Below are 14,120 nucleotides of genomic sequence, written 5' to 3'. Positions count from 1 at the left end.
GTTTGCGCCAGAAAGACCTGAACAAATCATCAAGGAATTCGCATGAAGATCGCAGTGTTGCCGGGCGATGGCATCGGCCCCGAAATCGTCAAGGAGGCCGTCAAGGTCCTGAACGTGCTTGGCGAGAAGTTCGAACTCGAAGAAGCGCCGGTCGGTGGCGCGGGCTACGAAGCGAAGGGCCACCCGCTGCCCGATTCGACGCTTGCGCTCGCGAAGGAAGCCGACGCGATCCTGTTCGGCGCGGTCGGCGACTGGAAATACGACAAGCTCGAACGCGCGTTGCGCCCCGAGCAGGCGATTCTCGGTCTGCGCAAGCACCTGGAGCTGTTCGCGAACTTCCGTCCGGCGATCTGCTATCCGCAACTCACGGGTGCGTCGTCGCTGAAGGAAGAGATCGTTTCGGGTCTCGACATCCTGATCGTGCGCGAACTGAACGGCGACATCTACTTCGGCGCGCCGCGCGGCGTGCGCTCGTCGCCCGACGGCTTGTTCGCCGGCGCGAAGGAAGGCTTCGACACGATGCGCTATTCGGAACCCGAAGTGCGCCGCATCGCGCACGTCGCGTTCCAGGCAGCACAAAAGCGCGGCAAGAAGCTGACCTCGGTCGATAAAGCCAACGTGCTCGAAACGTCGCAGTTCTGGAAGGACGTGATGATCGACGTGTCGAAGGAATATGCGGACGTCGAGCTGTCGCACATGTACGTCGACAATGCCGCGATGCAGCTCGTGAAGGCACCGAAGTCGTTCGACGTGATCGTGACCGGCAACATGTTCGGCGACATCCTGTCCGACGAGGCGGCCATGCTGACCGGCTCGATCGGCATGCTGCCGTCGGCATCGCTCGACAAGAACAACAAGGGCTTGTATGAGCCGTCGCACGGTTCCGCGCCGGATATCGCCGGCAAGGGCGTTGCGAATCCGCTCGCCACGATCCTCTCCGCCGCAATGATGCTGCGCTATTCGCTGAACAAGGCGGAGCAGGCCGATCGCATCGAAACCGCGGTGAAGAAGGTGCTCGAACAGGGCTATCGCACCGGCGACATTCTCACGCCGGGTTGCAAGCAGGTCGGCACCGCCGCGATGGGCGATGCCGTGGTGGCCGCGCTGCTGTAAAACGCGTGTGACGCGTGCGCTTGCAGAGCGCGCGCGCGGTAGTCAGGTCATCAAATATTGGCCTTTAAAATGCGGATCGGCCCTGAAACAGGCCGATTCGCGCGTCATACGGCGAAGAACGCCGCCAGTTTTCCGTTTTCGTGTATATTGCTGTGATGGCTCAGATCTCCCAAATCTCCTCGATTTCCAAATTGCACGGCACAACGGCCCGTGCGATCGAGTTCGCCATTACCATCAAAACCATTACCCCGAAAACGATCACGAAGCGCTGATCGTCCGTCGTGTCCGCCCATCTTCCCCGCGCGGTCACTGCGGGCAAAGATGCGGGGAAGTTTCCATTCGAAGGGTATGAAGTCATGAACGTAGGTCTCGTAGGTTGGCGCGGCATGGTCGGCAGCGTCCTGATGCAACGCATGCAGCAGGAAGGCGATTTCGACTTGATCGAACCGGTGTTTTTCAGCACCAGCAACGCGGGTGGCAACGCGCCGTCGTTCGCCAAAAACGAGACCAAGCTCAAAGATGCGACAAGCATCGAGGACCTGAAGAAGTGCGACGCGATCATCTCCTGCCAGGGTGGTGATTACACGAACGAAGTGTTCCCGAAGCTGCGCGCGGCAGGCTGGAACGGCTACTGGATCGACGCGGCATCGTCGCTGCGCATGAAGGACGACGCGGTGATCATTCTCGACCCCGTCAACCTCGACGTGATCAAGAACGCGCTCGTCAAAGGTCAGAAGAACTTCATCGGCGGCAACTGCACGGTCAGCCTGATGCTGATGGCGCTGGGCGGTCTGTTCCGCGAAAACCTCGTCGACTGGATGACGGCCATGACTTACCAGGCCGCATCGGGCGCGGGCGCGCAGAACATGCGCGAACTGCTGTCGCAGATGGGGACGCTGCACGGCGCGGTGAAGAACGAACTGGCCGACCCTGCTTCGGCGATTCTCGACATCGACCGCCGCGTGCTCGAAGCGATGAACAGCGACAGCATGCCGACCGACAACTTCGGCGTGCCGCTCGCGGGCTCGCTGATTCCGTGGATCGACAAGGATCTCGGCAACGGCATGTCGAAGGAAGAGTGGAAGGGCGGCGCGGAAACCAACAAGATTCTCGGCAAGCCGGCCATGGGCACGCCGGGTTCGATTCCGGTCGACGGTCTGTGCGTGCGGATCGGCGCAATGCGCTGCCACTCGCAGGCGCTCACGATCAAGCTGAACAAGGACGTACCGCTCGACGAAGTGAACAGCATCCTTGCGTCGGGCAACGACTGGGTCAAGGTCGTGCCGAACGAGCGCGAAGCGTCGATGCGCGATCTGTCCCCGGCAGTCGTCACCGGTACGCTGACGGTGCCGGTCGGACGCGTGCGCAAGCTCGCGATGGGCGGCGAATATCTGTCGGCCTTCACGGTCGGCGATCAGCTGCTGTGGGGCGCGGCTGAACCGCTGCGTCGTATGCTTCGCATTGTGCTCGACAAGTGAAGTAAACTACGCGCTCACGACGCGTAGACTACTCAAGAAGCGTCGCGCTTGCGCGGCGCTTTTTTCATTGTGTGCTCCGATCATCTTGTCTCTTTCCACTCGCAAAAAAAGGCTGCGCGCTGACGCGCCAGGAGTCCCGATGAACTTTCGACGCTCCGCTCTTCGGGCTATGTCCATTCGTCAAAAGAAGTTGCGATTCATCAGCCGTCCGGCGGCGTTGGCCGCTAGTGCGGCTTTCGCCCTCGCGCTGCTCTGCGGTGGCGCGGGCAATGCGCTTGCCGCGCCGGCCAGCACTACGAGCGCGCCGGATGCCGCTTCCGCTGTCAGTTCCACTACCGCTGTCGTTGCTATCGCCGCGGGCACTCAATACACGGTACACGCAGGGCAGTCGCTGAACGACGTCGCGATCGCTATCACGCAGTCGCATGACCGGGCGGTACTCGCTCGCGCGACGCACGCACTGTTCGATACGAATCCGAACGCGTTCATGAATCACGATCCGAGCCGGGTGCGTGTAGGAGCGGTGCTGATCGTGCCAGCGCTCGATGCGTCAGGAGCCTTGGCGGCATCGTCGACTGGGGTCACGGCCGGGGCGTCGGAGTCAACGGCGGCGGCGCCTGCTTCCGCGTCGACGGCGGCGGCTGCTGACAGCGCGGCGAGTGCAGTCGCGCAGGTCAACGCCGCCGCCGCGAGTGCGGCCAGCGCTGCAGCTCAAGCGACCACCTCAGCAGCCGCATCCTCGGTCTCTAGCGCGGCCGTATCGACGGGCGCCGCGGCGGGCGGCCTGGTTTCGTCCGCGCCAGTGGCCGGTTCGGCGCCCGTGGCGTCGAGTGGCACGCAGGCATGGGCAGGATCGGTTCAACCGTCGGCGAGCGCGCCTGCTGGGCAAGCGCCGTCGGCGGCGGGCACAGCCGCGCAGGCGGCTTCGCAGCCGCATCCGCAGGTGTCGAGTCTGCAGCAATTGCTGGCGCTGAAAAACCGCGTGCTGATGGAGTTGCAGAAGCACGGCATCGGCGGGGTGCCGGTGGCTTCGGGCCCAACGCCGACGAGCGCTGCGCAGCCGGCAGCGGCAGGTTCCGCGGCGATCGTGCCAGTGGCACCGCAGCACGCGAATGTCGTGACGTCGCCGTCGAATCAGGGCGGCGTGTCTCGGCGCGATCTGAGCATCGCGGCGGCGGTGGGCGCGGCACTGATCGTTCTGCTCGCTGCTATGCGCATGGGTCGCCGCAAGCGCGAAAAGGAAGCCGCGGCGCGGGCTGCCGAGGCAACTGATGGGGAAATGGCGAGATCGGTGCGTGAGGCCGATTCGCGCGAAGGCAGCGCGGTGACAGCGCACGCGGCGGTCACGGAAGGAGCGGACACGCGAGATCAGGAGGTTGCGCGGCAGGCAGCAGCGGCAGCAGCAGGGCATGCGGCTGCGGAACGTGCGGCAGCCGAGCAGGCAGCGGCAGAAAGCGCGGCGGCGGAGCGGGCAACTGCGGAGCGCGCGGCGGCGGAGGAGGCAGCGGCGGAACACGCGGCGACACAACAGGCAGCAGCCGAGCAAGCTGCGGCGGAAAGCGCAGCAGCCGAACGCGCAGCAGCCGAACACGCAGCCACCGAGCAAGCAGCCACCGAGCAAGCAGCCACCGAGCAAGCAGCAGCACACACCTCCGCAGAACGTGCGGAAACGAAACGCGCATCAGCAGAAAGCGTCGCATCCGAGCGCGCGGCAGAAGAGGAGGCCGCACAGCAAGGCGGCACACCCGAACCCACCGCACCGACGGCGCCACTCGCCAGCATCCCGCCATTCAGCGCAAGCGAACCGTCTACCGAACCACCGGCGCTCGCATCGGCCCACGACGACACACTGCGCTCGGCGGCCACGGCCGCCAATCTCGCCGCCGCTGCAGAGCTCGGCGCGGACGCATTGCCGCTGGGACCGCTCGAACCGGTCGTCGGCGCGACGCAGGACGAGAACGCGCATCACCTGCAATGGGACGAGGAGTCCACGGAAAGCCCGGCGACAGATAAAGCGACCGGCACGACCACATCCCCGAGCCCAGGCCCAGCAGAAACGCCCTCGACCGCACCGCACGCCGCGACGGCCGAACCGCAGTCCCCCTTGAACGTTCCACCCCCAGTGATCGATTTCACGCAACACCAGATCGAACCGCGCGCCACCACGTCGTTCGGTCAGCCGTTTGGCGACATCCCCGTGCCGGCGCAACCCGCACCGTTCGCACCGACCGAATTTCCGCGCGACGCCGTCGACGCGTTTGGCAGCCTGAACATGCCGCTGCCGCCGCGGATCGAAGTACCCACTTTCAGCGAAGCTGAGCGTTCCACGTCGCTGTCGACGCAACCGGTCGCATCGCCCGACACGACCGCGCAGCAGGCATTCGGCGTCCACGGCACGGACGACGACGCGCCGCACATCGCCGACCAGATCGCCGCCGGAACGGCAGGCCACGGCGCCGTCGCGGGCCTCGGCGCGGCCGGCTTCGGCGCGCTGAAGCTCGACTTCGACCTCGAGTTGCCGCCGAGCCCGGCGCAGCCGTTGCAGGCCTTCACGCCGGCCGATCTCGGCCGCATCGCGCGCAACAAGCTGGAATTGGCCTCCGAGTACATCGAGCTCGGCGATCTGGCGGGCGCCCGCGCGCTGATCAACGAAGTGATCGAAGCGAACGATCCAGCTACGCGCACCGAAGCCCGCGCGTTGCTTTCGACTCTTGCACCGCTGTCGTGAAGCGCATCGCATTGGGCGTGCAGTACGACGGCGCCGCGTTCGCCGGATGGCAGTCGCAGCCGCATGGCAACACAGTGCAGGACGAGCTTGAACGGGCGTTGCGCGAATTCGCGCGCACGCCCGTGCAGACGATCGTAGCCGGCCGCACCGACCGCGGTGTGCACGGCTTGGGCCAGGTCGTGCATTTCGACACCGAACTCGATCGCGTCGACATTTCCTGGGTGCGCGGTCCGAACGCGTTTCTGCCGAAGACGATCGGCGTGCAATGGGCCAAGCCGATGCCCGACGATTTTCATGCGCGGTTTTCGGCGTTCGAGCGCACCTATTACTACGTGCTGTACGTCAGTCCGGTTCGCTCGCCGATGCTCACGACGCGCGCCGGCTGGGTGCACACGCCGCTCGACGTCGACGCGATGCGCTCGGCCGCCGAGCACCTGATCGGCGAGCACGACTTTTCGGCGTTTCGTTCGTCGCAATGCCAGTCGAAGACGCCGTTCAAGCATCTGTACCAGATCGACGTCAAACGGCAAGGTAACTTCGTGCATTTTCGCTTTCGCGCGAACGCTTTCCTGCATCACATGGTGCGCAACGTGATGGGCTGTCTGATCGAAATCGGCAGCGGCCGCCGCCCGGCCACGTGGATGGCCGAGGTGCTCGCGAGCCGCAGCCGCGATTGCGCGGCACCGACCTTCATGCCCGACGGCCTGTATCTCGCGCAAGTGGGCTATCCTGAGCAATTCGGCGTGCCCGACCCGGCGACGGGCAGCGTGCCGTGGAGCAGCGTATGGACCGAGCAACCGGAAACATGAAAGCAACAGAGAACCCTGCCAACCAGGCCGACGCCACCGCCTCGCAAAGCGCGCCGCACCGCACGCGCATCAAGCTGTGCGGACTGTCGAAACCCGCCGACATCGCGCACGCGATCGACCTCGGCGCCGACGCGATCGGCCTCGTGTTCTACCCGCCGAGCCCGCGCTCGGTCAGCGTCGCGCAAGCGGTCGAACTCGTGCACGATGTGCCGCCGTTCGTGTCGGTCGTCGGTCTGTTCGTCAACGCGACGGCGGAATGGGTCCACGAAGTCGCGAGCAACGTGAACCTGACGCTGTTGCAGCTCCATGGCGACGAGACGCCGGAGCAGTGCGAGTCGCTCGCCGGCGTTGCGGGTTTGCCTTGGTTGCGTGCTTTAAGGGTGGCGGCGGATACTCGATCGGCCGATTTGGTAAAATCGGCCTTCAACTATTCAGCAGCCAGTGGTCTTCTGTTCGACACCCATGTCGAAGGCTACGGCGGCGGCGGGAAGGTTTTCGATTGGTCACTTATTCCAGCAGAGCTCGCGCATCGGGCCGTTTTGAGTGGTGGGTTGAACACGCAAAACGTCAGTGATGCGATCCATCGCGTGCGCCCGTACGCGGTCGATGTCTCGAGCGGCATCGAAGTACCGGGCGCCCGGGGCGTGAAGGATCACGCCCGGATGGCGGCGTTCGTACGCGCGGTGCGCGCCGCGGACGCTGAATGATTCAGGCTCGCGGGCGCTTTCCGATGAAAGCCGCGAGCCATCCTGAGAAGAGTGATCGCCATGTACAACTTGCCTGACGAAAGAGGCCACTTCGGCCAGTTTGGCGGCGTGTTCGTCGCCGAAACGCTATTTTCCGCACTCGACGAGCTGCGTGAAGCGTACGAGAAATATCAGAAAGACTCTGAATTCGTCGCCGAATACGAGCGCGAACTGAAGTATTTCGTGGGCCGCCCGTCGCCGATTTATCACGCACAGCGCTGGAGCGAATTGCTCGGCGGCGCGCAGATTTATCTGAAGCGCGAAGACCTGAATCACACCGGCGCGCACAAGATCAACAACGTGATCGGCCAGGCGCTGCTCGCAAAGCGTATGGGCAAGCCGCGCGTGATCGCGGAAACCGGTGCCGGTCAGCACGGCGTGGCCACGGCGACGATCTGCGCGCGTTTCGGCATGGAATGCGTGGTCTACATGGGTGCCGAGGACGTGCGCCGCCAGGCCGCCAACGTCTATCGCATGAAACTGCTCGGCGCGACGGTCGTGCCAGTCGAGTCGGGCTCGCGCACGCTGAAGGACGCGCTGAACGAAGCGATGCGCGACTGGGTCACCAACGTCGAAAACACGTTCTACATCATCGGCACGGTCGCGGGTCCGCATCCGTATCCGATGATGGTGCGCGACTTCCAGCGTGTGATCGGCGACGAATGCCGCGAGCAGATGCCAGAACTCGCCGGTCGCCAGCCGGATGCCGTGATCGCGTGTGTTGGCGGCGGTTCGAATGCGATGGGTATCTTTTATCCGTATATCGACGACAAGTCCGTGCAGTTGATCGGTGTCGAGGCGGCTGGCGACGGTATCGAAACGGGTCGTCACGCTGCATCGCTGATCGGCGGTAGCCCTGGGGTGTTGCACGGCAACCGTACGTATCTGCTGCAGGACGAAGACGGCCAGATCATCGAGACGCATTCGGTGTCGGCGGGTCTCGACTATCCGGGCGTCGGTCCCGAGCATGCGTGGCTAAAAGAGAGCAACCGCGCGCAATACGTCGGCATCACCGACGAAGAGGCGCTGAAGGGGTTCCACGATTGCTGTCGCATCGAGGGCATTATTCCTGCGCTGGAGTCGAGCCACGCGCTCGCGTACGCTACGAAGCTCGCGCCGACTTTGTCGAAAGACAAGATTCTGCTGGTCAACCTGTCGGGCCGCGGCGACAAGGACATGCACACGGTCGCCGAGCGATCGGGCATCCAGTTCTGAGCCGCGACGATGCGAGACGAGTTCGACGAGCCGCAGCCGGCGATTGAAACCGCGAATCCGGACGCCGAGATATCGGTGGCCGAGGCATGTGCGCCAGTATTGGCGCAGGTGCCGGCCGGCATTCAACTGTTGAACCGCGATTTTCTGACCGATGTAGCGAACATTCCCGATGGGTCGATCGACCTGATCGTCTGTGATCCGCCGTATGGACTGGGCAAGGACTATGGCAACGACTCGGACATGCGCACGGGCGAGGAATTTCTGGTCTGGACGCGTGGCTGGCTCGAGCTTGCCGTGCCGAAGCTCAAGCCAACGGGGTCGCTCTACATTTTCTGCACCTGGCAGTACGCGCCGGAAATCTTCAGTTTCCTGAAGACGAAACTCACGATGGTCAACGAGATCATCTGGGACCGGCGCGTGCCGAGCATGGGCGGCACCACGCGTCGCTTCACGTCGGTGCACGACAACATCGGGTTTTTCGCGGTGTCGAAGGATTATTTCTTCGATCTCGATCCCGTCCGCATTCCGTACGATGCAGTCACGAAGAAGGCGCGTTCGCGAAAGTTGTTTGAAGGAAGCAAGTGGTTGGAGCTTGGCTATAATCCGAAGGATGTCTGGTCGGTCTCGCGTCTGCATCGGCAGCATGCCGAGCGGGTCGCGCACCCGACCCAGAAACCTCTGGAAATCGTCGAGCGGATGGTGCTGTCCAGTTGCCCGAAGGGCGGTCGCGTGCTCGACCCGTTCATGGGCAGCGGCACCACCGCCGTCGCTTGCGTCCGTCATCAGCGCGAATTCGTCGGCTATGAGATCAACGAGAGCTATTGCGCGATAGCGCGCGAGCGCGTCAGCGCCGCCGCTACGCCTGCTGCGCCGCGTCGGACCCGAGCTAAGCCGAAAGTGCAGCCATCGACCGAAGTGCAGTGAAAAGCGCGAAATGCGCTGCTAAGTTCGCTGAACAGCGCGCTGCGATAAGTGCGCAGTAGCCCTAATTCGAGAATACTTCCATGTCCCGTATCAAGAACACGTTTGCCGCGCTGTCCGCCCAAGGTAAGAAAGGCTTGATCCCGTTCATGACCGCTGGCGACCCGGACCCGGCTCGCACGGTCGAATTCATGCACGCGCTCGTCGCCGGCGGCGCCGATGTGATCGAGCTTGGCGTGCCGTTTTCCGACCCGATGGCCGACGGTCCGGTGATCCAGCAGTCGTCTGAACGCGCGCTCGCGAAGGGCGTGTCGCTGCGCGGCGTGCTGGCCGACGTCAAACGCTTCCGCGAAACCGACGACAAGACCCCGGTCGTGCTGATGGGCTATGCGAATCCGATCGAGCGGATGGGCGCCGAGGCCTTCGCGAAAGCCGCCCAGGAAGCCGGTGTCGATGGCGTACTGGTGGTCGACTATCCGCCTGAAGAGTGCGCCAACTTCGCCGAACAGATGCAATCCGCCGGTATCGATCCGATCTTTTTGCTTGCACCGACTTCAACCGACGACCGGATCGCCGAAGTTGGTCGGATCGCCAGCGGCTACGTCTACTATGTGTCGCTGAAAGGGGTCACCGGCGCCGCAAATCTGGACGTTTCCAGCATCGCGAGTAAAATCCCGGCCATCAAGTCTCGCGTTCCCCTGCCGGTGGGCGTCGGTTTCGGCATTCGCGATGCGCAAACGGCGCGTGCAGTGGGCGAGGTGGCCGATGCGGTCGTGATCGGCAGCCGTATTGTTCAATTGCTCGAACAGGCAGCGCCCGACAACGCTGCCGAGACGCTCACGCGTTTCGTTGCCGAAGTGCGCGAGGCGCTCGATAGCGTCGCGACAGCCCGATAACAGTTATTTTTGTCGCGGTAACGTGAGCGGCGGGCTCGTCCCGCCGTTCGCGCGACTGCTGACCCAGAAGGATTCCCTATGAGCTGGCTCGATAAGCTGCTGCCGCCAAAAATCAAACAAACCGACCCGAAGAACCGCAAGGGAATTCCGGAAGGCCTGTGGATCAAGTGCCCGTCGTGCGAAGCCGTGCTGTATCGCAACGACGTCGAGGCCAATCTGCATGTTTGCCCGAAGTGCGACCATCACATGCGCATTGGCGCGCGTGAGCGGCTCGATAGCCTGCTCGATCCGGAAGGCCGCTACGAAATCGGCCAGGAAATCGTTCCGGTCGACGCGCTGAAGTTCAAGGACAGCCGCAAGTATCCCGAGCGCCTGAAAGAGGCGATGGACGACACCGACGAGACCGACGCAATGGTCGTGATGGGCGGCGCGATTCACACGCTGCCGGTCGTCGTGGCGAACTTCGAGTTCTCGTTCATGGGCGGCTCGATGGGTTCGGTGGTCGGCGAGCGTTTCGCGCGCGGCGCGCAGAACGCGCTTGAACAGAAAGTGCCGTTCATCTGCTTCACCGCTTCGGGCGGCGCGCGGATGCAGGAAAGCCTGCTGTCGTTGATGCAGATGGCGAAGACCACCGCAATGCTCACGAAGCTGGCCGAAGCCAAACTGCCGTTCATCTCGGTGTTGACCGACCCGACGATGGGTGGCGTGTCCGCGAGTTTCGCGTTCCTCGGCGACGTCGTGATCGCCGAGCCGAAGGCGCTGATCGGCTTTGCCGGTCCGCGCGTCATCGAACAGACCGTGCGCGAGAAACTGCCGGAAGGTTTCCAGCGCGCCGAGTTCCTGCTGCAGAAGGGCGCGGTCGACATGATCGTCGATCGTCGCAAGCTGCGCGAAGAGATCGCGCAATTGCTGGCGCTGTTGAGCCATCAGCCGGCGGACGCGGTCGCTTAAAGGCCTGCAAGCTCCGCAATTGCTGCTGTTTCGCCGCGGTGTCGAAAACGCGGCGCAGAGCACCGAAGCAATCGAAAATAGCGCGCCGCGTGAGCAATCAAGCGGCGCGCTGTCATTTCCGGGATAATTACGGTCGCCTGCGATGCGGCGACGGTTGAACCCGAAGCTGTGGCGGCTCAAGGTGCGGGTTTGTGCGCATAAACCGCGCGGCCGCTTCCGCTCCTGACCGGCTGCGTTCGGCGCCCGCCAACCGCGGCCATCTGACCAGCATCCTTCGCAGCGCTGCAGAACCGAACCACCGCGACTCACTCAAGATTCACCCGATGACCACATTCCCCACCCTCGACGCGTGGCTCACGCACCTTGAATCCGCGCATCCAGTCGGCATCGACATGGGTTTGGGCCGCATCTCCCAGGTACGCGATGCGATGAAGCTGTCGTTCGCCTGCCCGATCATCACGGTCGGCGGCACGAACGGCAAAGGCTCGACCTGCGCGATTCTCGAAGCGATCTTGCTGCGCGCGGGCTATACGGTCGGTTGCCACACGTCGCCGCATCTGCTGTCGTTCAATGAGCGGGCGCGCATCAACGGCGCGATGGCAAGCGACGCTGATCTGCTGCCGCACTTCGAAGCCGTCGAAGCTGCGCGCCAGAGCCTCGCCAAACCGGTCACGCTGACCTACTTCGAATTCACGACGCTCGCGATCATGAGTCTGTTCGCGTCGCGTGGCCTCGATGCCGTGATTTTCGAAGTCGGCCTGGGCGGCCGTCTCGACGCGGTCAACATCCTCGATACCGATTGCGCGATCATCACGAGCATCGATCTCGATCACATCGACTATCTCGGCGATACGCGCGAAAAAATCGCGTTCGAAAAAGCCGGCATTTTCCGCCCCGGCAAACCGGCGATCTGCGCGGACCCGGTGCCCCCGCAATCGCTGATCGATCACGCGGAAAAGATCGGCGCGCAATTGTGGCTGTTCGGCCGCGATTTCCGATACGAAGGCCAGGCCGGCAGCGAGCGTCAGCAGTGGAGCTATGTCGGCCCGACGCTGCGACGCTCGGCGCTCGCCTATCCGTCGCTGCGCGGCGCGAATCAGCTGATCAACACGTCGGCGGCGCTGGCCGGGCTCGAAGCTTTGCGCGACCGGTTGCCGGTGTCGGCGCAGGACATCCGGCTCGGCATCGCCAATGTGGATTTGCCCGGCCGTTTCCAGGTGCTGCCAGGCAAGCCGTCCATCGTGCTCGACGTCGGTCACAATCCGCATGCGGCCGCGGTGCTCGGTCAGAATCTCGGCAACATGGGCTTTTTCCCGTACACATACGCGGTGTTCGGCGCAATGCGAGACAAGGACATCGCCGGTGTGCTCAACCATCTGAAAGGCGAGATCGATCACTGGTGCGTGACCGATCTGCCGACGCCGCGCGCGGCGTCCGCGCAGGAGCTCGAAACCGCGTTGCGCGAGCTGGGCGTGGAAGACAGTACCGACAGCAGCGTCACACGTTTTGAAACGCCGGCACAGGCTTTCCAGGACGCGCTAAAACGTGCGTCAGAGAATGATAGAATTGTCGTTTTCGGCAGTTTCTATACGGTAGCGGGTGTGATGGCCTACCGGAAATCGCAGCAACACTGAGCGGGCACCAGGCTCGAACCAAGCGATTCATGGGAATTTTCTCGTTCGGCAAGAAAGACGACGCGCCCAGCCGGCGCGGCGCAAACACCAGTTCCAATCGGGCCGCCCGGGGTGAGCGCGTCGAGCGGCGCACCCGCCGCACCGAGCGCGCCGTCGATGCAGATGCCATGCTGCTCGACCCAACGTTGCCGGAAAAGCAGCGCGCACGTCGCCGGCTCGTCGGTGCAATTGCACTGGTCGTCGCGGCGGTGATCATCCTGCCGATGGTGCTGGATTCGCATCCGAAGCCCGTCACCGACGACATCTCGATCGACATCCCGAGCCGGCCCGCGCCGAAGCTCTCCAGATCCACCGCCAACGAAGACGTGCAAGCCGGCGTCGCGCCGGACAATCCTCCGGCCGCCGACACGGGCGTCGCCGCGTCCAGCCTCGCGCCGGCAACGGCCGCAGCGACCACGGCAGCGGCCTCGGCCTCCGCAGCGAAGCCGACCCAATCGACCCAATCGACCGCAGCGAAACAGGGCACGACCCCGTCCGCCGCAACCGGCGCCGTTACCGCCGCGACGCCGAAGCCCGCCGCGAAGCCGCAAACGCAGTCGCTCGCAGCCAACACCGCGCCCGCTGCTCCCGCCAAACAGACGAAGCCACCCGCAGCCGCACCGTCGGCGTCGACCGACGGCGATGCGAACCCGGCCGCCGCTAGCGCCGACGCGAACTCCGGCACGCCGGCCTCGCCGCCGGGCAACCGTTTCGCGGTTCAGCTTGGCGCTTTCTCGAACGAAGCGAACGCGCGCAATTGGGCCGCGAAGTTGAAAGCGGCGGGCGTGCCCACATATACCGAGCACAGGAAGCAAGCCGACGGCTCGACGCTGACATTGCTGCGTGCCGGCCCGTTCGCCGACCGCGCCGCGGCCACCGCCGCAGTCGCGAAGGTCCGCGAGGCGGGCTTGGTGTCGGGCTCGAACGGCGGCAGCGCACAGTAAGCGAGCGATGTTCACTGCCTTCGACTACGCTGTAATGGCGGTGATCGGTTTGTCGGCGCTGCGAGGCGCCTGGCGCGGATTGCTGTCGGAAGTGTTTGGATTGATCGGCTGGATCGCGGCGTTTTTCCTCGCTTGCGAGTTCGTGGGCTACGTGGTGCCGTATATTCCGTCCACCTGGCCGGGCGGCGCATTGACGCAGTGGCTGCTGGCTTTTTCGCTCGTGGTGATCGGCGTAGTGCTGGTCGCGAGCGTGGTGAGCGCGATGCTCAGCCGCCTCGTGCAGGTTACGGGACTGGGCGGTGCGGACCGCTCGCTCGGTTTGATGTTCGGCCTCGTGCGTGGGGTCGTTCTGGTGCTGATTCTGGTCGCCCTCGCAGGCTTGACCGAACTGCCCAAACAGGAATTCTGGCGCAACGCGCTGCTTCGTCCGTATGCGGTTGCGGGCGTACGCGCAATGAAACCGCTGCTCCCCGAGGCGCTCGCCGCATACGTCCATGTGGACGATTTGGGCGCCCCGAGCAATGCGCAACAGGACTCCGGCGCATACCGGCTGCCTTGACGTCGTAGCGCGTCCCGTCGAATCGAAGCGCGGGCGCGGTCGCAGGCACCGGTCGCCATCATGAATTTCGTACCTTTGAAGGACATG

General features: G+C 64.1%; 12 protein-coding genes. All 12 read left to right on the top strand.

Going from position 1 to position 14,120, the window contains the following annotated elements:
• Nucleotides 1–42 precede the first annotated feature (42 nt).
• The 12 genes from leuB to L0U84_RS34075 all read left to right on the top strand — a co-directional run bounded on the left by leuB (nt 43) and on the right by L0U84_RS34075 (nt 14,033).
• Complete coding sequence (gene leuB, locus L0U84_RS34130; protein WP_233856449.1) at nt 43–1,113, top strand: 3-isopropylmalate dehydrogenase; 1,071 nt, start codon at nt 43–45, stop codon at nt 1,111–1,113.
• 356 nt (nt 1,114–1,469) lie between these two features.
• Nucleotides 1,470–2,591 carry an aspartate-semialdehyde dehydrogenase gene (asd, locus tag L0U84_RS34125; protein ID WP_129961762.1) on the top strand — a complete coding sequence of 374 codons (1,122 nt, stop codon included), beginning with the start codon at nt 1,470–1,472 and terminating at the stop codon, nt 2,589–2,591.
• A 169-nt stretch (nt 2,592–2,760) separates the two neighbouring features.
• Nucleotides 2,761–5,319, top strand: a complete 2,559-nt coding sequence (locus L0U84_RS34120; protein ID WP_233856447.1) for a FimV/HubP family polar landmark protein — start codon at nt 2,761–2,763, stop codon at nt 5,317–5,319.
• Nucleotides 5,316–6,128 (top strand): tRNA pseudouridine(38-40) synthase TruA, encoded by an 813-nt coding sequence (gene truA / locus L0U84_RS34115; protein ID WP_233856445.1) that lies wholly within the window; start codon nt 5,316–5,318, stop codon nt 6,126–6,128. The genes L0U84_RS34120 and truA overlap by 4 nt, the downstream gene beginning before the upstream one ends.
• On the top strand, nt 6,125–6,835 hold the full coding sequence (locus L0U84_RS34110) for a phosphoribosylanthranilate isomerase (protein ID WP_233856939.1): 711 nt from the start codon (nt 6,125–6,127) through the stop codon (nt 6,833–6,835). The genes truA and L0U84_RS34110 overlap by 4 nt, the downstream gene beginning before the upstream one ends.
• A gap of 60 nt (nt 6,836–6,895) precedes the next feature.
• The gene (trpB, locus tag L0U84_RS34105) at nt 6,896–8,089 is read left to right on the top strand and encodes a tryptophan synthase subunit beta (protein ID WP_233856443.1); all 1,194 of its coding nucleotides are present in this window, start codon (nt 6,896–6,898) and stop codon (nt 8,087–8,089) included.
• Between the two features lie 9 nt (nt 8,090–8,098).
• Nucleotides 8,099–9,013 (top strand): DNA-methyltransferase, encoded by a 915-nt coding sequence (locus tag L0U84_RS34100; protein ID WP_233856441.1) that lies wholly within the window; start codon nt 8,099–8,101, stop codon nt 9,011–9,013.
• 80 nt (nt 9,014–9,093) lie between these two features.
• Nucleotides 9,094–9,906 carry a tryptophan synthase subunit alpha gene (gene trpA, locus L0U84_RS34095; protein WP_233856439.1) on the top strand — a complete coding sequence of 271 codons (813 nt, stop codon included), beginning with the start codon at nt 9,094–9,096 and terminating at the stop codon, nt 9,904–9,906.
• Nucleotides 9,907–9,984: 78 nt separating this feature from the next.
• Nucleotides 9,985–10,857: an acetyl-CoA carboxylase, carboxyltransferase subunit beta gene (accD, locus tag L0U84_RS34090; protein WP_233856437.1), complete on the top strand. Its 873-nt coding sequence runs from the start codon at nt 9,985–9,987 to the stop codon at nt 10,855–10,857.
• Between the two features lie 323 nt (nt 10,858–11,180).
• Complete coding sequence (gene folC, locus L0U84_RS34085) at nt 11,181–12,491, top strand: bifunctional tetrahydrofolate synthase/dihydrofolate synthase (protein WP_233856435.1); 1,311 nt, start codon at nt 11,181–11,183, stop codon at nt 12,489–12,491.
• A gap of 29 nt (nt 12,492–12,520) precedes the next feature.
• Nucleotides 12,521–13,474 carry an SPOR domain-containing protein gene (locus L0U84_RS34080; RefSeq protein ID WP_233856433.1) on the top strand — a complete coding sequence of 318 codons (954 nt, stop codon included), beginning with the start codon at nt 12,521–12,523 and terminating at the stop codon, nt 13,472–13,474.
• 7 nt (nt 13,475–13,481) lie between these two features.
• The gene (locus L0U84_RS34075; protein WP_129961753.1) at nt 13,482–14,033 is read left to right on the top strand and encodes a CvpA family protein; all 552 of its coding nucleotides are present in this window, start codon (nt 13,482–13,484) and stop codon (nt 14,031–14,033) included.
• Nucleotides 14,034–14,120: the final 87 nt, after the last annotated feature.

Source organism: Paraburkholderia sp. HD33-4, assembly GCF_021390635.1.
Classification (GTDB): Bacteria; Pseudomonadota; Gammaproteobacteria; order Burkholderiales; family Burkholderiaceae; genus Paraburkholderia.
Note: the sequence above shows the minus strand (reverse complement) of the source record. Positions and strands in the feature narration are given on the sequence as shown.